The following is an 18,352-nucleotide window of genomic DNA, read 5'->3' as shown; positions in this document are numbered from 1 at the left end:
AAATTGGCAGGAAAAAGGAAGATGACCGGGGCACAAGCAATTGTAGAGTGTATGAAATTAGAGGGTATTACCCGTGCATTCTGTGTACCGGGTGAAAGTTATTTGCCGTTACTTGATGCCTTACATGATGAGGATTCGATTCAAGTAGTAGCAGCGCGACATGAGGGTGGGGCTGCTTTTATAGCAGAAGGGTATGCAAAGGCCACATTAGCACCTGGTGTGGTAATGGCGACAAGAGGTGTTGGCGCAGCTAATTTATCAATTGGCGTCCATACAGCATATCAGGACTCCACTCCAATGGTCGTATTTTTGGGCCAGGTACATAGTAAGTTCCGGGGGAGAGAGGGCTTTCAGGAAATTGACCTGGATCAATTTTTTGGTCATATTACCAAATGGGCTGTCGAGGTGAATGACACTGAACGTATGCCGGAAATTGTACAACGGGCGTTTCGTATTGCCAAAACGGGAAGACCAGGTCCAGTTATTGTTTCGTTACCAGAAAATGTTCTTCCCGCTGAGGAGGAAATGTCCTTTGGTCCACCGACCATAATGCCAAAACCCGCTCCATCAAACGAGGAAATTGAACGGGTAGAAACAATGTTGAACGGAGCGAGAAATCCGCTAATTATCGCAGGCGGGGGTGTTAAATCTGCCGAGGCAGAAGATGAATTAAGAGGATTTGCAGAAAAATTCTCTATACCCGTTATAGCGGCATTTAGAAGGCATGACGTATTTCCAAATAATCATGCCCTGTATGGTGGTCACCTGGGTCTTGGAACAAGTAAGGAAGTGCTGCAGACAGTTAAGGATGCTGACGTTATCCTGGCTATAGGCACAAGGCTATCAGAGGTCACCACGCAGGATTATAAAGTCATTACTGCTGACAAGAAACTAATTCATATCGATATTGACTATGCATCACTAGGGAAAGTATATGCACCGGAACTAGGAATCCTAGCTGATAGTGGCGAAGCTTTAAAAAAACTGCGTGACATTACCTGTTCCGGATCATGGGGGAATTGGGCTAGGGAGCGTAATGAAGCATACAAACAAATCAGTCAACTAAGTACAACAAATGAAGATGTGATTAACAAACAAATAATTGCATTGTTGGAGAAAAGATTGCCAAAGGATGCCGTGCTAACGAACGACGCTGGTAATTTCGCCGGATGGCTTCACTCGTTTTATCCGTTCATAAAGTCCAAAACCTATGTAGGGCCAACATCAGGGGCAATGGGGTATGGTATGCCGGCTGCCCTTGGTGTCAAACTGGGGTCACCTGGGAAAACAGTTGTTTCCCTATCAGGGGACGGCGGATTTATGATGACTGCTAACGAACTCGAGACTGCTGTAAGATACCGGATTCCGGTAATAAGTCTTGTTTTTAATAATAATATGTATGGAACGATCCGCATGCACCAGGAAATCCACTACCCGAAAAAGGTGATGGCAACTAATCTGGGGGATGTTTCATTTAGCAAACTAGCAGAAAGTGTTGGGGCGAATGGTTATACAGTAAGTACGGCCCAAGAGTTTGAACGTGCTCTGGATAAAGCCCTTCATAATCAGGGGCCAACCGTAATAGAGATAATAACGGGGCAGGAAAATATTTCGGTCTCTTCAACGATTCAACAGCTGAGAGACCGCTAAAAAAGTAATCTATTAACCAATATAGATAATAATTTTAGGAGGTAATTTACATGGTAGAAACACTTTTACACGTAAAAAAACTATCAAACTATATCGATGGTGAATGGGTTGAAGCAAAAGGGGAAACAACACCGGTGATTAATCCAGCAACGGGTGAAACCGTGGTAGAAGTACCACTTTCAGATGCAACAGATGTTGATCATGCGGTAAAAGCAGCTAAAAAGGCGCAAAAAGAGTGGGCCCTGGTTCCTGCACCAATGCGTGCTGAAGTTCTATACCGTGTAGGAAGTATTATGCGGGAGCGCAAAGAACGTCTATCCCAGTTATTAACAATGGAAAATGGAAAAGTAATCGAGGAAGCTCGTGGAGAAGTCCAAGAGGGAATCGATATGGCATTTTATATGGCTGGCGAAGGGCGCAGGATGTTTGGGCAAACAACCCCAGCAGAGTTGAAGGATAAGTTTGCGATGAGTGTCCGTGCACCAATTGGTGTTGTTGGCTTAATAACCCCATGGAATTTTCCAATTGCGATTGCCACATGGAAGTCATTTCCGGCAATTGTTGCTGGGAATGGAGTGGTATGGAAACCCGCTACGGAGACACCAATTTTGGCATACGAGCTTGCGAAGATTTTAGAAGAAGCAGGATTACCTAAAGGTGTGGTAAATGTTGTATTTGGATCCGGCTCTTCAGTTGGCGAGGCAATGGTGCATCATGACGATATTCGAGTCATTTCTTTTACGGGGTCTAATGAAACAGGACGCAATGTAGCGGCAGAATGTGGTCGCCAATTGAAAAAAGTTTCACTTGAAATGGGCGGGAAAAACGCAATAATCGTTATGGACGATGCAGACCTATCATTAGCTGTTGAAGGCATTCTGTGGAGCGCGTTTGGCACAAGTGGTCAGCGTTGTACGGCGTGCAGCCGTGTCATCGTTCATGAAAAAGTGAAAGATGAACTGGAAAGCAGATTACTAGAAGAAATGGAAAAGCTCACAATTGGAAACGGATTGGATGAATCAATCAAAGTAGGTCCAATCATTAATAAAGCAGGAATAGAAAAGATTAAAAAGTATATGAAAATTGGTAAGGAGGAAGGTGCTAAACTGCTCGCAGGCGGCTATGTAATGGAAGACGGTGAGCATGCAAATGGAAATTATTTCGCACCAACACTATTTTCAAATGTTAAAGCAGATATGCGTATAGCATATGAAGAAATATTTGGCCCAGTTGTTTCCTTAATACCGGTTAAAAATTTTGATGAAGCTATAGAGGTCAACAACAGTGTTGAATATGGCTTATCAAGTTCCATTTTTACAAAGGATGTAAACCAAGTGTTTAAAGCGCAGCGCGATCTTGACACAGGTATCGTCTATGTGAATGCTGGAACATCAGGTGCTGAGATCCACTTACCGTTTGGTGGAACAAAGGGTACAGGTAATGGTCATCGTGATTCTGGTGTGCAGGCACTTGATGTGTTCACTGAGTGGAAAGCAGTTTACGTTGATTACAGCGGGAAACTGCAACGCGCTCAAATCGACGTGGAATAGATTTTAGATAGATAAATCAAATTTAAAATTTTTCACAGGGAGTGATTGGATGAAGATAGGTGTACTTGGTTCTGGTTTAATGGGGAAAGAAGCTGCTCGTGACTTGGTGGGAAATGAAGGTGTCACTGCGGTCGGTTTAGCGGATATTGATATTAAGCGAGCACAGGCAGTGTGTGACCAATTGAATTCTGATAAACTTACTGCATATAAAGTAAATGCAAGTGACATAGCGGATCTTGCCGACTATATGAGCCAGTTTGATGTTATTATCAATGCATTGTTTTATTCGTTCAATGAAATAGTAGCAAAGACCGCTATTCAGGTTGGTGTAAGTTCTGTTGACTTGGGGGGGCATATCGGCCACATGACAGATAAAGTTCTCGCACTCCAAGATGAAGCAAAAGCTGCAGGCGTAACATTGATTCCTGACTTAGGTGTAGCGCCAGGGATGATCAATATACTTTCAGGTCATGGTGCTGGAAAAGTCGACAAATTAAAATCTATCCAAATATTTGTTGGTGGAATCCCAGTCCGGCCAGAACCTCCATTTGAATATAACCATGTATTCTCCATGGAAGGTGTATTTGATCATTATACGGATCCATCGCTTATTGTCCGTAACGGAATTAAACAAGAAGTGGAGTCTCTAACCGAAGTGGAAACAGTTCATTTTGAAAAATTTGGTCCGCTCGAAGCATTCCATACATCAGGAGGAACATCTACCCTATCACTTTCCTATCCGGATATTGAAACACTGGAATACAAAACCATACGTTATCCAGGCCACGCTGAAAAATTTAAACTTTTGGTAGATCTTAATCTGACACGTATGGATTATGAGGTGGATGTTAACGGGCAAAAAGTCAGTCCACGTGAAGTATTGTTAAAAGTACTGGATCCAATTGTTGATTTAAAGGATAAAGATGACGCAGTTTTACTTCGTGTAAAAGTTTCCGGCGATAAAGACGGTGCTCCGGCGGAATATGACTACGAAATGACAACTTTTAAAGACCGTGAGCATAACGTAACAGCCATGGCACGTGCTACAGCAAACACTATATCGGTAGTGGCACAAATGATTGGAAATGGTACAATTACTAAATCAGGTGTATATCCACCAGAACGAATTGTTCCGGGTGACACATACATCAAAGAAATGGCAAAACGCGGTGTAATGATTCATGAATCAAACACTAAAGCACATGTGAAAATATAACTGGAACAGATGGTTATTATTATCGTAATCGATTTGTTGCTTCAGATATATCCCCCTACTTATAATGGGTAGGGGGGTAATTTTCTAAACAGTGGCATGAAGGGGAATTAACGAATGAATCAGAGTGTAATTAAAGCGCTAAAGCTGCTTGATTTATTTACAGAAGACATACAAGAATTATCATTAAGAGAAGTTGCTTTACGGTCTGATTTACCAAAACCAACGGCCTACAGGCTCCTTTCAGCATTGGTGGAAAGCGGATTTTTACAAAAAACAAAAGATAGCGATCAAGACAGTCGGTATAGGCTGGGTTTAAAGTTGCTTGAACTAGGTAATCTAGTTTCAAATCAACTGGAAATTAGAGAAATTGCACTACCATTAATGGAGGAATTGGCACAGGATATTAACGAAGTAATCCATATTGTTATCGCAAATCAAAAAGAAGCTACCTATATAGAAAAAGTCGATAGTACTCGGGCACTTCGCCTATATACCAGGATCGGGAAAAGCTCGCCGCTTTATATTGGCTCTGGGCCAAAACTATTATTGGCATTTATGGAAAAAGCAACACGGGAAGAAATACTGGGTGATGCTGTATTATATGCAATTGATGAAAATCACACGGTTGATAAAAAGAAACTTCAAAAGGAATTACAAGTCATTCGCGAAGAAGGTTATGCATACAGTATCGGGGAACAGGACCTGGAAACTACAGGGATTTCATATCCATTGTATAATTATCGTGGACAAGTTATCGCAGCATTAACAGTAAGCGGTTTATCCAGTCACTTTGAGGGTGATAATTTACAAGTAATAAAGGGAAAAACGAGAAAAACTGCTGAAAGAATATCTGGAAAACTTGGTTACAAGTCAACAATCTAACATGAGGGAGCAAATATGATGAATACCATATTTATTGCTGGGCACGCAAAACTGCCATCAGGAATGGCTGCTAAAAGTATTTATGATACATTAACAATAACTGCTGAAGTTGACAAGAAATATGGTGTGATTGTTACAGCAAGCTGTACACTGGCAACGCTTCATGGACGAGAATTCGTCCAGCAATTGTTGCGTGGACACAGTTTAAAGGATGGAATTGAACATCCAGTAGATGAAATTAGTATCCATTATCTGGGAAAGGCCGGTAATGCACTAATTTCGGCCCTGAAAGATTTGTATAAACAGTATGAACAATATAGCAGCAGCACATGAAAATGTCCTACCAAAATTATTTGGCAGGACATTTATTATATGCAGGACACACCACCACGAAATCGGGAGAGAATTCCAAAATCAAAACCTAGTCAATTGAAATAGAGACAAATTTCATTTCCAGGAATTCATGCATTCCGTGATGGCCACCTTCTTTACCCATACCGGATTGTTTAATACCACCAAATGGTGCTTCTGGAAGAGATGGAAAAACGTCATTTACACCAACAATTCCATATTCAAGCCGTTCTGATACACGAAGGGCACGACTTGTTTTTTCGGTGAAAATATACGCAGCCAAGCCATAGTCCGTGTTGTTGGCTTTTTGAATTACGGTATCTTCATCAGTAAAACTTTGAATTGGGATGACAGGTCCAAATGTTTCTTCATTCATAATGACCATATCGTCCGTTATATCCGATAAAATAGTCGGCTGATAAAAATAACCAGCTAAATCACCATTCCATTTACATCCACCAGTAACGATGTTTGCTCCTTTTTCCACGGCGTCATTTAAATGGGACTGAACCTTCTTGGCAGCACTTTCGTTAATTAATGGTCCAAGGTCTGGATCACCTGAAAGCCCATTACCGATCTGTAACTCCTTTACTTTTTCGGTTAATACTTCCGTGAATTTCTTCTGTATAGATTCATGAACGTATAAGCGGTTCGCGCAAATACATGTCTGCCCATTATTTCTGAACTTGCTGCCTAAGGAAAGAGTAGCGGCTTTCTCAAGATCTGCGTCATCAAATACGATAATTGGTGCGTGCCCACCTAGTTCCAGTGATAATTTCTTCACATGATTGGCACTTTCCCGCATTAAATATTTTCCAACCGCAGTAGACCCAGTAAATGTAATTAAGCGTACTGTTTTGTCCGTTAGCATTACCTTACCAATTGCTTCTGAATCACCTGTGACCAGATTGACGACGCCCTTTGGTAAGCCTGCCCGCTCCAAAATTTTCACAATTTCTATAGCAGATATTGGCGTTTCAGGCGATGGTTTAAGTACTACGGTACAACCTGCAGCAAGCGCTGGGCCAATTTTTCTGGTTATCATAGATGCTGGGAAGTTCCAAGGTGTAATCGCTCCAATAACCCCGATAGGCTGAGGTGTAACCATCAGCCGTTTAGATTTAACAGAAGAGGGGATTAACTCACCATAACCCCGGCTTGCTTCTTCCGCATACCATAATAAAAAGTTGGCCGCCCCCTTTACTTCACCCGTAGCTTCCTTAAGGGGTTTTCCCTGTTCAGTTGTTAATATTTCACCCAAACGGTCTGCTTCCTCAAGCATAATTTGTGAAGCCTTATATAGGATTTTGGACCGCTCCCGTCCAGTTGTTTGACCCCATGTTTCGAATGCTTTTGACGCTGCCTGAACTGCCTTTTCCGTTTCAGCCTTTCCGCCATAAGAAACTTCACTTATTGCCTCAAGTGTTGCGGGATTGTAGATTGTTTCCATTTCGTTTGTTTCGGCCCCTTGCCAGGTTCCATCTATAAAAATACTATTGATATATTTATCAATCATTCTTTACCCTCCCACGCAGGAAGCATGTGGCTTAACTGCTTATCTTTACGGTAGCCGAGAACATATTCAGCCTGCATAACCGTGTGAATCTCGCGTGTTCCTTCATAGATAACAGGAGCTTTAGAATTACGCAAATACCGCCCGACAGGATATTCATCTGAATAACCATAAGCACCATGAACCTGTACAGCATCATCAGCTGCTTTGTTGGCAAAGTCACATGCCTGCCATTTTGCAAGGGATGTTTCGCGGGTATTTCGTTTTCCTTGGTTTTTTAATTCTCCAGCACGGAAAACTAGCAATTGACTCATTTGCAGACCAGCTTCCATGTTCGCAATCATTTGTTGTACGAGTTGATGGCGGCCGATTTCTTTACCAAACGTTTCGCGCTCATGGCAGTAATTTACACTGGCCTCAAGGCATGCCATAATCTGGCCGCAAGCACCAGCCGCCACCGTAAAGCGGCCATTATCAAGGGATGCCATTGCAATTTTAAAACCGTCTCCCTCTTTACCCAAAAGGTTTTCTTTTGGAACCTTTACATTGTCAAAAAATAATTCGCCAGTATTTCCAGAACGAATTCCATGTTTCCCTTTTATTGCCTTCGAAGAGAATCCATCAAATGTCCGTTCCACTATAAATGCCGAAATCCCATGATGCCTTTTAGACTTATCAGTATAGGCGAAAACTAGAAAGTGGTCAGCGGTATCACAGAGTGAAATCCATGTTTTTTGTCCCTTTAGAACATAATAATCGCCTTCCTTGGTAGCTGTGGAACTTAATGATGCAACATCGGACCCAGCGCCAGGTTCCGTCAACCCAAATGCACCAACCTTTTCACCTTTAGCCTGTGGTACAAGATATTTTTGTTTTTGTTCTTCATCGCCCCATTGAAGCAGTGACATACTGTTTAATCCCGTATGTACGGAAACAGCCGTACGAAAAGCGGTGTCACCTCGTTCCAGCTCCTCACAAACAATTGCAAGGGAGTTATAGTCCATTCCACTTCCACCATATTCTTCGGGAATGCATACACCCATTAGGCCAAGTTCTGAAAGTTTATTCATAACAGCTGGGTCAGCTTTTCCTTCTCTATCCCATTCTGCAATATATGGCATAATTTGCTTATCAACAAAATTTCGTACCGTGTTGCGCAGCATTTTTTGTTCTTCTGTAAAATCAAAATTCATCAGATCATCTCCATTAGATTTTTTTAAAAGGCAGAAGCCAGGATTATTTACTATATCGAGCAAGTATTTCATTATTATGTTCACCCGCAAGAGGGGGATGGTGTCTATAGATAACAGGTGTACGCGACAGTTTTAATGGGCTGCCAATCATTTTCACCTTCCCTGCAGTTGGATGCTGACTTTCAATGAACATTTCTCTTGCCTGCAGCTGTGGGTCATTCGTTACTTCTTCAATGTTTTGTATTGGACCGCACGGGATGCCCTTTTCTTGACACTTTGTTTGCCAAAAGGCTGTTGACTGTTTATGAAAAGCCTCCTGTAACAGTGGTACTAATACATTCCGATTTTCAACACGATCAGGATTTGTTTTAAAACGGTCGTCATCAGCAAGTTCCGGTTTTTCTAAAACTGCACATAGAGCTTTATATTGTTTGTCGTTTCCAACAGCTATTACCATTTGTCCATCGTTTGTTTCAAATGTCTGGTAAGGGACAATATTGGCATGATTATTTCCAAGTGCTGTCGGGATTTTGCCTGACATTAAATAGTTACTGCCGATATTAACAAGAGAACTTACCGCTGAATCGTAGAGTGACAAATCCAGTTTCTGTCCTTTACCGGAAACTGTTCGTTCAAGCAGTGCACCTTGTATTCCAATACAGGCATATAATCCTGTTAGAATATCCGTAATCGCTATCCCGAGTTTCTGTGGACCAGATTGTTCATCACCGGTAATACTCATAAGTCCGCTCATCGCCTGAATAATGAAATCATAGCCAGGCATTTCTTTAAAAGGACCAGTTTCACCAAAACCAGTAATTGAGCAAAAGACAAGCCGGGGATTGATTTCGGCAAGTGTTTGGTAGTCCAGTCCAAAGCGGTCCATGGTACCCGATTTGAAATTGTGAATAATGACATCGCTTTCAATTACAAGTTTTTTAATCGTTTCAATACCTTCCGCAGACTTTAAATCAACTGTAATGCTTTTTTTATTTCGATTTGCACATAAATAATAAGCACTTACGTCGTTTTGGAAGGGAGGTCCCCATCTTCGGGTATCATCACTTCCTCCTTTGGCCTCTACCTTAATAATTTCAGCACCAAGGTCACCTAAAATCATGGTACAGTATGGGCCTGCAAGCACACGAGACAAATCCAGCACCTTGATATGCTCTAATGCACCAGCCAAATTAACTCACTCCTTTCCATTAAAAAAAGCCAATTCAAAACTGACCACAGTCTTGCTGTAAGTCAACTTGAACTGGCTCATGATCTGCTGGAACCTGCCTGGAATTGGCATGTAAACAGACTAGACAGTTAAGAATAATGATAACCGATCATGTGACATAAACGTTTGTGCGTTTTTAACATGATTCTTACTATCTTCTATTCTATTATATTCAGAATTATATGTAAACGTTTTTCGCAAAAAAACAGGATCAAATTTTTTGATCCTGCATTTGTACGCTAAGCAGTCGCCTTCGCTTTTCGATTGTCCAGCTGCGTGAGCTAGCGACTCGAGACATAGTCAATAGACACTCCGAGCACGAAACCCATGTGCTCTACGGTCTCTTGACTATGCTTGTCGTCGCTGGACAAGCCCACTCCGCTTTTCGATTGTCCAGCTGCGGCTCCTAGAAGCTGCCGTCATAAGCAATGAACACTTCGAACGCCAAAACCATGCGTTCTACGGTTCCTTGCTTATGCGTCCGCTTCTAAGCAGTCGCCTTCGCTTTTCTTCCTACTTAGCGGCTTTTTGGAGTTTGGATATCATTTTTAGTGCTCGGCCTGTTCCGATTGCTACGGATTCAAGTGGGTTTGGTGCAATATGAACAGGTACGATAATTTCTTTTGCTAACCAGTCTTTCATTCCATTTAATAATGATCCGCCTCCGGTTAGAACAATTCCACGATCAACAATGTCACCACTAAGCTCTGGAGGACAGTTTTCTAATGTTGCACGAATCGCTTCTAATATCCGTTCAAGTGATTCTTTTAAGGCAGAATGGATTTCAGTTGATGACACTGTTATCGTTTTAGGCAGACCTGTAACCATGTCTCGGCCGCGTACTTCCATGTTATCTTCCTTATGGTCCGGGTGCGCATAACCAATTTCAATTTTAATGTTCTCTGCAGTCCGTTCACCAATTAAAATGTTGTAGTGTTTACGAATATATTGAATAATTTCTTCGTCCATTTTGTCTCCGCCGGTGCGTACGGAATTGCAGGAAACAACACCACCAAATGAAATGATTCCGACTTCAGAGGTACCGCCCCGATATCGACGACTACGTTCGCAATTGGTTCGTCAACCGGTAAGTCTGCTCCGATTGCTGCAGCAACAGGTTCCTCTATTAAATGAACATGTTTTGCACCGTAGCTTGTTACCGCATTATGAATAGCCCTTCTTTCAACGGAAGTACTTCCTGAAGGTGTACACACAACAACTGTTGGTTTTCGCATGGAAAGTCCCATTTTTTTGCTGACCTTTTTCAAAAATTCTTTCAGCATTTGTGCAGTGACATCGTAATCAGCAATTACCCCATCCTTCAACGGGCGGATAGGCACAATATTTTGTGGTGTTTTACCAACCATTTCCTTGGCTTCAGATCCAACGGCAACAACGTTTTTTGTATTAATATCGATAGCCACAACAGATGGCTCATTTAAAACAATACCTTTAGTTTTCGAATAAATAAGTATATTAGCAGTACCTAGGTCAATACCAATTTCTGCATTAGATAACATATTAGCTCCTCCAATGATGACAGTTTTCAATTATAGCATTTCTATACTATAACATGATTTATGGGGGTAGGTAAGTACCTTACAAATATTGGTTAAAGTAATAATACTAGGTGTGAAAAGAACTAAAACCATTGATCTAGAAGGTTTCCTAGGTGATGTTTGTTCCTTCTAATCTATTAATCGCGATATTTATCATTTTTGTTACAAATAGTCACGTTTTGTAATATTTTTCAGAAAAGTAAAGTGTGTCAAGACTGATTTTTTAGTAGATTATTCCACTAAAATGAACATCTTCCAAAAAAGGATAAGTTATTTCTATTTAAAACCCTTTGCTTAATAGGTTTTACCCAAAAATAGCTGGTTCTGAATCTATCATGGAAGGGCTTGCCAAATATATTACAAGAAAACCCGTGCTATGATAATTTTGCAAGACAAAACACGACACAAAGGAGATGTAACAAATATGTTCAAGAAATTAGGTATTGTAACAACAATGTCTACAGCATTGCTTCTTGGTGGTGCTTTTACAAATACAGTTGATGCTGCAGAAACTTCAGATCAGAATCAAACCCAGCAGCAACAATTTTATAAAGTTTATTATTCTATTAATGGGGAGGGTTTTTCTAATTTAGATGGTAATTTTAATAAATTATTGCAAAATTGTTTTGCAAACTACCAAGTGAATTCGAATAACCAAACTCAGAATAATAAACAGGCAGAACCACAGAAGAATAATGAGAAACAAGAACAAGTTCAAGAACAGTCTCAGGAGCAAACGAAAGAACAGCCAAAACAACAGCAAGAAGCTCCTAAACAAGCAGAACAAAAAGAAGAAGCACCAGCAAAGGCTGAAGCACCTGCACAACAGCAGCAGCCGGCCCAGCAACAACCACAGGCTGAGGAACAAACTCAGGCTCAGTCCGACCAATTAAATGAATTCGAACAGCAAGTGGTAGAATTGACAAATAATGAACGTGAGGAACGTGGTTTGGAACCATTGAAAATTGATGTTGAATTAAGTAAAATGGCTCGTGATAAGTCACAAGACATGTCAACAAATGGCTACTTCTCGCATACAAGCCCAAACTATGGTTCTCCATTTGATATGATGGAATCATATGGTATTACTTACCAGAGCGCTGGTGAAAACATTGCAAGAGGTCAACGTACACCGGAAGAAGTAGTAAATGGCTGGATGAACAGTCAGGGACACCGCGAGAATATCCTTAATCCTGACTACACTCATATTGGTGTGGGGTATGTTGCAGATGGTAACTACTGGACACAGGAATTCATCGGAAAATAAGAATAATAGACAAAGAGATTAGCGCTTGCTAATCTCTTTTTTTTGTACAAAAAATATGAAATCATCGTATAATGGTTACAGAGGTGATTATATGATACGAAGTGTGTGGATTTACTTTTGGGCAATTCTGATTGTTTTACAATGTGGTTTGAAAATACATAAAGGAAAAAAGTTATTTAAAAAGAACACCAAGGAAGCGGAAAAGGCTTTATTTGAAGCACCAAAGCTGGTTTCCACGAGGGTAATAAAACTTACCGGGACAGATGTTCATGTATCGGGACGGGAAAAGCTGCCGGATGAGTCGGTTCTTTTTGTGGCCAATCATCAGGGGTTATTTGATATTCTGGCACTTATTGGTTACACAGGAAAACCACTCGGCTTTATTGCAAAAAAGGAAATAGAAAAAGTTCCTATTATAAGTACATGGATGGAACTAATGCATGGCGTATTCATTGATCGCTCTGATCGAAGACAATCTGTTCGTGCAATTAATCAAGGAATCAAAAATTTAAAGAACGGGCATTCCCTTGTTGTTTTTCCTGAAGGTACAAGAAGCCGCAAAAGTAATTTAAATACCTTTAAATCAGGGAGTCTGCGTTTGGCAACCAAGGCTAATGTTCCGATTGTGCCAATTGCGATTAATGGAACCTACCAGATGCTGGAAGAGGGTAACGGCCGCGTGAAAGGGTCTACGATTACGATGGAAATTCTGGATCCAATTTATCCGGAAGTGTATCAAGAAAAGAAGCACAGTGAATTGGCTGAACAACTACAGTCGGCTATTGAAAAGTCCCTGCAAAAAATGCTGTGACATATTTTTGACATTCCCTCTAAAAACGTTTTACATCTTTTGGTAAAGGAAATATTTTACTGTAGGATATACATTTTAGAGGAGGGTGTCATATGAAAAAAGCGCTTGTAACAGCACTATTGTTAAGCTTAATTTTAATTTTGGCAGCATGTGGAAGCAGTAACGAAGAATCATCAAATGATTCTGGTAATGGAGATTCGGGAGATAAAACGGAACAATCTGCAGACAGTTCAGGCGATTCAGCAGCGAAGACCAACTTGGACATAACCGCAACAAATTTTCAATTCAACAAAGAGGAATATTCAGTTCCAGCTGGCAAAGAAGTTACCGTGTCGCTTACAAGTAAAGAAGGGAAACATGGTCTTCAAATTCAAGGAACAGATGTAAATATTGAAGGTGAAGGGAAGGCAACTTTTACTATTGATGAGCCTGGTGAATATATGATTCACTGCAGTGTGCCATGTGGTGAAGGGCATAGTGATATGATGTCCACATTAGTTGTGAAGTAATGATATACGTTTTGTGCCCCATTAATCATTAACGATTGATGGGGTATTTTTATCGTCGTATTTTATAAGCGCTAGTTGTTTACAAACTTTTTTATGTGGTAAATATTCGAGATAAGGTAATTCGGATAAATAAAATGCTTATGGTTGCCTTTTTTCAATTAGACTCCTAATATAAAAAGAGCCGTTTAGTAAATGATATTCTGAAAGTATATGGTAATCCTAAATATAATAATAAATAAGAGGTGATACGTATGGTTCAAGGTGCTGCTAACTGGAATACGGAATTAAGTCAGGAATGGCTGCAAAATTATGTAGACGATTGGGTTTCTTTCTATCGAAAACACACTAGTGACGGTAAAGTGGCCTCATATATTCCGGTTTTAGCGGAAGCGAATCGGGATCATTTAGGTATAACAATTTTAGGGAGAAATGGCATGGTGATACGTTCCGGGGACGTTGACATTCCATTTACTCTGCAAAGTATATCGAAAATAATCAGCTTCATCGTTGGCTGTGTGGAACGTGGTATTGCCTATATGCTTGACAGGGTGGATGTTGAGCCCGCCGGCGAAGCATTTAATTCAATCATGCATTTGGAAATGAAGCAGCTTAAGAAGCCATTTAACCCGTTAATTAATGCGGGAGCGATCACAGTTACATCGATTTTAGAGGGTGAAACCTCTGATGATAAACTTGGACCAATTCTGGATTTATTGGAAAAAATGATTGGCTACCGCCCAAAGATTAATGGGGAAGTTTATCAATCTGAAAAGAAATCATCTACACGGAATAAGGCAATTGGCTATTATCTGTTGGAAACAAACTTTCTTGAATCTGATTTGGATGTAACGTTGGATACGTATTTCAAGCAATGCTCCATTGAAATTACGGTTGATGATCTTGCGAAGATAGGCATGATTATTGCAAATGATGGAATTAATCCTGATACGCAAGAGGAAATCATTCCAAGGCAGGAAGCAAGGATTGCCAAGGCGCTCATGCTAACTTGCGGGATGTATGATGCCTCTGGTAAGTTTGCAACATATGTTGGTATTCCTGCAAAGAGTGGTGTTTCAGGTGGAATAGTTGCTGCTGCACCAGCACGTGTGCGTGACGAGGAACTGCCGTTTTTAGAAGGTTGTGGAATCGGAGTTTACGGGCCGGCGTTGGATGATAAAGGTAATAGTATTGCGGGCATCCGGTTGTTACGACATATTGCGAAACAATGGGATTTGAGTATCTTCTAATCAGCTAAAACGTCTGAACTTAAATGGGAAAGTAGCCGAATAACTGGATGGATCTATCCGGAGCTACTTTCTAAAATTTTTGGATAATAAACCACTACTTAAAGGAGGTATAAAATCGTTATTTAATCATAATTATGTAGTACCTAAATGTTAGGAAGTCTATAAATGAAACGAGGCGCTTGATGTTGAAAGATATAACCGCCATTTTAGTTCATTATTCCGACAAGGCAATATTATATAAAGCCTTAAACTCTTTAAAAAGAATCAATTCCAGATTAAACTCAATTGTCGTTTTGCATGAACAAGAAATCCCTTTGAATGTGATTGATGAATGCGAGTGGTTTGTTGAAATTAAATTTATAACTATTGAGGGTAACGGGCCAGGGCATCTATTGAACGATACTATCTACAAATTAACCACTCCTTATGTATTATTTCTTCATGACACAGACTACCTTTCCCAAACTATACAGCCCGACTCCCTGCAGATTCCCAAAGGAAAAACAGTATTAACAACCTCATACCATAGTCGAAACATTGTTATTTATCGACCATTGTTAGTCCTCGTCCCTCTTCTTAAAAAGGAAAAGTTCCTGTCAAATCTGCAACTTCCGTTTAAGGAGGCGCTATTTCCCGCTTGGCTTGGAAATGTAGCGAGCTCTCACCAACTAATTAAAGATAACTTCGTAAAGCAGGCATGGAAGAGTAGTTCTGCAAATACTAGTGAAAAAGAAAAAATTACCCAAAAATACCAATTAGCGGAGACTAAAACAAAACATCCGTCCATTTCCGTTTTGATTTCAACTTATAATATGAAGGATTATGTAGAGACCGCTGTTGTTTCCTGCCTACTCCAAAATGAACAATTTGAGCAAGTGCTGATCATTGATGATGGATCAACGGATAGATCCTATCAACAACTTCAACAATGGGACAACAGAAAACAGGTGAAAGTATTTAAAAAAGAGAACCAAGGGAAAGCTAGTGCGTTAAATGAGTTATTGCCACACGTGGAGTCTGAGTTTATATTGGAGCTAGATGCCGATGATTGGCTTGACCCTGATGCTTGTTCGGTCATTAAAGGCTGTTTATCAGATTTGCCCGAGGATATTTCTGTGTTGTATGGGAATCTTAGAAAATGGAAGCAATTAGCCGACGATGTCCTTTTTAAAGGAATTGCCAAAGGAGTCGCAGTCAACGGCACAACGGATTTATTAGCGTATCGTTTTCCTCTTGGGCCGAGAATATATCGAACATCAATTTTTAAAAAAGAGGGAGGCTTTCCAGTTATTGAGTTTGAGAATGGGAGGCTATATGAAGATGTAAGTGTGTTGAACCGGTTAATAAAAAACTCCCGCTTTCGTTATCACGATTTTACTGTTTACAATGTTCGGGAACACAGCCAAAGCATCACAAAAAATAACGACGCAAAGTGGAAAGAATTTATAAAAATACTTAAATCAAACTAAAGAAAATACCCCGGTTATATAACCAGGGTATTTTAAAGACCAAAATATAATCTTATGCTGCTCTAGGGAAACGAACAAAGTTAATAGCGTCCACTGAAATATACAGCTTGGTGTTTTGTCCATAGCCACTGCTGACATCAATAACTAGGACTAATTCTGCTGTTACAGTTGAGAGAATCCCCTCTATTAAATTGCTATCTGTAGCCACCTCAACGCTTGAGCCAGTGCGTGATGCAAGCTCGGCAGCAAATGTTTCTGCAAACATTACTATTCCTCCTTTATATTTCACTTACGAGTTCGATTTTATCAATGCGAACTAGGACTTGATCTCCAGAAGCCTCGATAATGACGATATAGTCATCTTTTACGACTAGCAATGTTCCAGTAACTGGACCAAAGGGAGTCGTGACCTGAACTTGTTCATTGACTAAGCCTACTAAAACTTCCCTTAGCGTTGTGGGTGTAGTAGGCGTAGTAGGTGGTGTGGTTGGAGTAGATCCCCCGCCATTGCCGCCTCCTATATCGATATCAACATCGACGTCTAATCCCGGTAAATCAAGCGAAAAATCTGTGTTTAGACCGGAATTCGCGGCCAGGTTCTGTGACATTTGGTTAAGCAACCCAAGCAGGGTTGTCTGTCTATTTGTTAGTGCCAACTATATTCATCCTTTCTATAATATTTCACTATTTACTATATGCTGAATCCATTTACCCGTAAGGGCACTTAAGTCATTAGTAGATAATTCCACAAATAACCTGTAATCGGGAATGCAAGAAAAGAGCGTAAATGACGTGATTCTTAACTAAAGAATAGACTATTATCTATAGCACGCTTCTTTGGCTTAGGAATATACTATAGAAAAGCAAGTTATGGAGGTGGATTTATTGAGTAATAAGGAAAACAAGAACTTATCGGGTCATGTTATAGATCTGCTTGTTGATTCAACACTAAAAAAGCATGGAGTAAAGTTAGAACCGGAGAAGTTAGATGGTAAACAAAAAGAAGAATTAAAAAATATGGTTAATAACCTTACGAAAAGTGTGGAGGCATTAAAGCGAGATAAGAAAGAGAACAAAGAGTAAGAGTAATAGTTATCTGACTACTGATTAAAAGTAAAACCCGGGTGTTTTTCATTAATTTCCCGGGTTTTTGTATGTAAAATTCTGATTCAACCATCCCTATTAAAAATAGGTGTTTCATATTGAGACAATCACCCTTACTCTTTTAAATTTTTTACATAAGCTATTTTAAACGACAAGAAGGAGGAGAGATTGTATGTCAAAAGCAAGAAAAAGATCAAGATGTAACCGGGGTAGATCCATGATGGAAGATAGATACTGCAAACCTAGTTATCATAATAGGTGTGACAAGTGTTACAGATCGGGATCGGATTATCGCTCATGCGATAGGTCCCATAAGTCCGAGCATCATTGTGATCCATGCTGCAACGAACCAAAAAAATGGAGTGCATTAGACCCAACAAATCATCATCCTTTTGATGCCTCTGATGCCACAGTTGTTCAAGATGCAGATGCAAAGCTAGGCAATGTTCAACAGTCTGTTGAATGCATCGTTGTTAAAGACTCATGTGATGTCGAAGTATCAACAACAGATACGCAGGCCGCACTTAATGTTCAGGTAGCGCTGCAAGTTGCGATTGCAATCGTTATTAGCATATCGATTGCTGATAGTACGCAGGCAGATAGTATTACACAAGACCTGTATGCAAAACTAAAATCCAGTCAGATAAATAAGCAACAAGTTTATATTGAAAATTCACGTGGCGTAAATGTAGCTACAACTGATACAGATATCGCGGTAAATATCCAAATTCTATTACAAATATTAATTGCATTAGTTGTTAGATTAGACATTTTATAATTGAAAGAAACTAGACTGCTGGTTT

General features: G+C 40.2%; 16 protein-coding genes and 2 pseudogenes. 12 read left to right on the top strand and 6 right to left on the bottom strand.

Translation table 11 applies throughout. From position 1 onward, the window contains the following. Positions 1-21 precede the first annotated feature (21 nt). The 5 genes from CFK37_RS02310 to CFK37_RS02290 all read left to right on the top strand — a co-directional run bounded on the left by CFK37_RS02310 (position 22) and on the right by CFK37_RS02290 (position 5,631). Entirely contained in the window at positions 22-1,650 is a 1,629-nt protein-coding gene (locus CFK37_RS02310) for a thiamine pyrophosphate-dependent enzyme (protein WP_089063514.1), read from the top strand. Positions 1,651-1,700: 50 nt separating this feature from the next. Then, positions 1,701-3,200 carry an aldehyde dehydrogenase family protein gene (locus CFK37_RS02305; protein ID WP_089060384.1) on the top strand — a complete coding sequence of 500 codons (1,500 nt, stop codon included), beginning with the start codon at positions 1,701-1,703 and terminating at the stop codon, positions 3,198-3,200. Between the two features lie 49 nt (positions 3,201-3,249). Continuing rightward, positions 3,250-4,416 (top strand): saccharopine dehydrogenase family protein, encoded by a 1,167-nt coding sequence (locus tag CFK37_RS02300; RefSeq protein ID WP_089060383.1) that lies wholly within the window; start codon positions 3,250-3,252, stop codon positions 4,414-4,416. A 114-nt stretch (positions 4,417-4,530) separates the two neighbouring features. After that, positions 4,531-5,298 (top strand): IclR family transcriptional regulator, encoded by a 768-nt coding sequence (locus tag CFK37_RS02295; protein WP_089060382.1) that lies wholly within the window; start codon positions 4,531-4,533, stop codon positions 5,296-5,298. An 18-nt stretch (positions 5,299-5,316) separates the two neighbouring features. Beyond that, positions 5,317-5,631, top strand: coding sequence for a DUF3870 domain-containing protein (locus CFK37_RS02290; RefSeq protein ID WP_089060381.1), 315 nt, complete (start codon positions 5,317-5,319; stop codon positions 5,629-5,631). An 88-nt stretch (positions 5,632-5,719) separates the two neighbouring features. On the opposite strand, the gene CFK37_RS02285 is transcribed toward CFK37_RS02290, so the two are convergent. The 4 genes and pseudogenes from CFK37_RS02285 to mreBH all read right to left on the bottom strand — a co-directional run bounded on the left by CFK37_RS02285 (position 5,720) and on the right by mreBH (position 11,103). Next, positions 5,720-7,165 (bottom strand): NAD-dependent succinate-semialdehyde dehydrogenase, encoded by a 1,446-nt coding sequence (locus CFK37_RS02285; protein ID WP_089060380.1) that lies wholly within the window; start codon positions 7,163-7,165, stop codon positions 5,720-5,722. Continuing rightward, the gene (locus CFK37_RS02280; RefSeq protein ID WP_089063513.1) at positions 7,162-8,355 is read right to left on the bottom strand and encodes an acyl-CoA dehydrogenase family protein; all 1,194 of its coding nucleotides are present in this window, start codon (positions 8,353-8,355) and stop codon (positions 7,162-7,164) included. Before CFK37_RS02280 ends, CFK37_RS02285 begins: the two co-directional genes overlap by 4 nt. 43 nt (positions 8,356-8,398) lie before the next feature. After that, a complete protein-coding gene (locus tag CFK37_RS02275; protein WP_089060379.1) occupies positions 8,399-9,544 on the bottom strand; it encodes a CaiB/BaiF CoA transferase family protein in 1,146 nt (381 codons plus the stop codon). A gap of 552 nt (positions 9,545-10,096) precedes the next feature. Next, a pseudogene (gene mreBH / locus CFK37_RS02270) lies at positions 10,097-11,103 on the bottom strand (rod-share determining protein MreBH). A gap of 463 nt (positions 11,104-11,566) precedes the next feature. Here mreBH and CFK37_RS02265 point away from each other — a divergent pair. From CFK37_RS02265 to CFK37_RS02245, 5 genes are all read left to right on the top strand, one after another. Further along, positions 11,567-12,409: a CAP domain-containing protein gene (locus CFK37_RS02265; protein ID WP_089060378.1), complete on the top strand. Its 843-nt coding sequence runs from the start codon at positions 11,567-11,569 to the stop codon at positions 12,407-12,409. A gap of 91 nt (positions 12,410-12,500) precedes the next feature. Next, positions 12,501-13,220 (top strand): lysophospholipid acyltransferase family protein, encoded by a 720-nt coding sequence (locus tag CFK37_RS02260; protein WP_089060377.1) that lies wholly within the window; start codon positions 12,501-12,503, stop codon positions 13,218-13,220. 92 nt (positions 13,221-13,312) lie between these two features. Further along, entirely contained in the window at positions 13,313-13,729 is a 417-nt protein-coding gene (locus tag CFK37_RS02255) for a cupredoxin domain-containing protein (RefSeq protein WP_089060376.1), read from the top strand. A gap of 251 nt (positions 13,730-13,980) precedes the next feature. Further along, positions 13,981-14,976, top strand: a complete 996-nt coding sequence (locus CFK37_RS02250) for a glutaminase (protein ID WP_089060375.1) — start codon at positions 13,981-13,983, stop codon at positions 14,974-14,976. A 182-nt stretch (positions 14,977-15,158) separates the two neighbouring features. Next, positions 15,159-16,445 (top strand): glycosyltransferase family 2 protein, encoded by a 1,287-nt coding sequence (locus CFK37_RS02245; RefSeq protein WP_245837293.1) that lies wholly within the window; start codon positions 15,159-15,161, stop codon positions 16,443-16,445. Between the two features lie 52 nt (positions 16,446-16,497). Here CFK37_RS02245 and CFK37_RS02240 read toward each other — a convergent pair whose 3' ends face one another. Both CFK37_RS02240 and CFK37_RS02235 read right to left on the bottom strand, forming a co-directional pair. Continuing rightward, complete coding sequence (locus CFK37_RS02240; RefSeq protein ID WP_089060374.1) at positions 16,498-16,710, bottom strand: hypothetical protein; 213 nt, start codon at positions 16,708-16,710, stop codon at positions 16,498-16,500. A gap of 13 nt (positions 16,711-16,723) precedes the next feature. Beyond that, positions 16,724-17,101 carry a DUF2642 domain-containing protein gene (locus tag CFK37_RS02235; protein WP_089060373.1) on the bottom strand — a complete coding sequence of 126 codons (378 nt, stop codon included), beginning with the start codon at positions 17,099-17,101 and terminating at the stop codon, positions 16,724-16,726. A 229-nt stretch (positions 17,102-17,330) separates the two neighbouring features. On the opposite strand from CFK37_RS02235, the gene CFK37_RS02230 reads away from it, so the two are divergent. Further along, positions 17,331-17,528, top strand: a complete 198-nt coding sequence (locus CFK37_RS02230) for a hypothetical protein (RefSeq protein ID WP_089060372.1) — start codon at positions 17,331-17,333, stop codon at positions 17,526-17,528. A 364-nt stretch (positions 17,529-17,892) separates the two neighbouring features. Continuing rightward, a pseudogene (locus CFK37_RS02225) lies at positions 17,893-18,327 on the top strand (spore coat protein); the annotation flags it as partial. Between the last annotated feature and the right edge of the window lie 25 nt (positions 18,328-18,352).

Source organism: Virgibacillus phasianinus (genome assembly GCF_002216775.1).
Lineage (GTDB): Bacteria > Bacillota > Bacilli > Bacillales > Amphibacillaceae > Virgibacillus_F > Virgibacillus_F phasianinus.
The sequence above is the reverse complement of the archived record's forward strand: the minus strand, read 5'-3'. Positions and strand labels throughout refer to the sequence as shown.

Excerpts from the sequence above, each read along its gene's own strand:
- CFK37_RS02310 (WP_089063514.1), top strand. The coding sequence starts at position 22 with ATGACCGGGGCACAAGCAATTGTAGAGTGTATGAAATTAGAGGGTATT.
- CFK37_RS02305 (WP_089060384.1), top strand. The coding sequence starts at position 1,701 with ATGGTAGAAACACTTTTACACGTAAAAAAACTATCAAACTATATCGAT.
- CFK37_RS02300 (WP_089060383.1), top strand. The coding sequence starts at position 3,250 with ATGAAGATAGGTGTACTTGGTTCTGGTTTAATGGGGAAAGAAGCTGCT.
- CFK37_RS02295 (WP_089060382.1), top strand. The coding sequence starts at position 4,531 with ATGAATCAGAGTGTAATTAAAGCGCTAAAGCTGCTTGATTTATTTACA.
- CFK37_RS02290 (WP_089060381.1), top strand. The coding sequence starts at position 5,317 with ATGAATACCATATTTATTGCTGGGCACGCAAAACTGCCATCAGGAATG.
- CFK37_RS02285 (WP_089060380.1), bottom strand. The coding sequence starts at position 7,165 with ATGATTGATAAATATATCAATAGTATTTTTATAGATGGAACCTGGCAA.
- CFK37_RS02280 (WP_089063513.1), bottom strand. The coding sequence starts at position 8,355 with ATGAATTTTGATTTTACAGAAGAACAAAAAATGCTGCGCAACACGGTA.
- CFK37_RS02265 (WP_089060378.1), top strand. The coding sequence starts at position 11,567 with ATGTTCAAGAAATTAGGTATTGTAACAACAATGTCTACAGCATTGCTT.
- CFK37_RS02260 (WP_089060377.1), top strand. The coding sequence starts at position 12,501 with ATGATACGAAGTGTGTGGATTTACTTTTGGGCAATTCTGATTGTTTTA.
- CFK37_RS02255 (WP_089060376.1), top strand. The coding sequence starts at position 13,313 with ATGAAAAAAGCGCTTGTAACAGCACTATTGTTAAGCTTAATTTTAATT.
- CFK37_RS02250 (WP_089060375.1), top strand. The coding sequence starts at position 13,981 with ATGGTTCAAGGTGCTGCTAACTGGAATACGGAATTAAGTCAGGAATGG.
- CFK37_RS02245 (WP_245837293.1), top strand. The coding sequence starts at position 15,159 with ATGTTGAAAGATATAACCGCCATTTTAGTTCATTATTCCGACAAGGCA.
- CFK37_RS02240 (WP_089060374.1), bottom strand. The coding sequence starts at position 16,710 with ATGTTTGCAGAAACATTTGCTGCCGAGCTTGCATCACGCACTGGCTCA.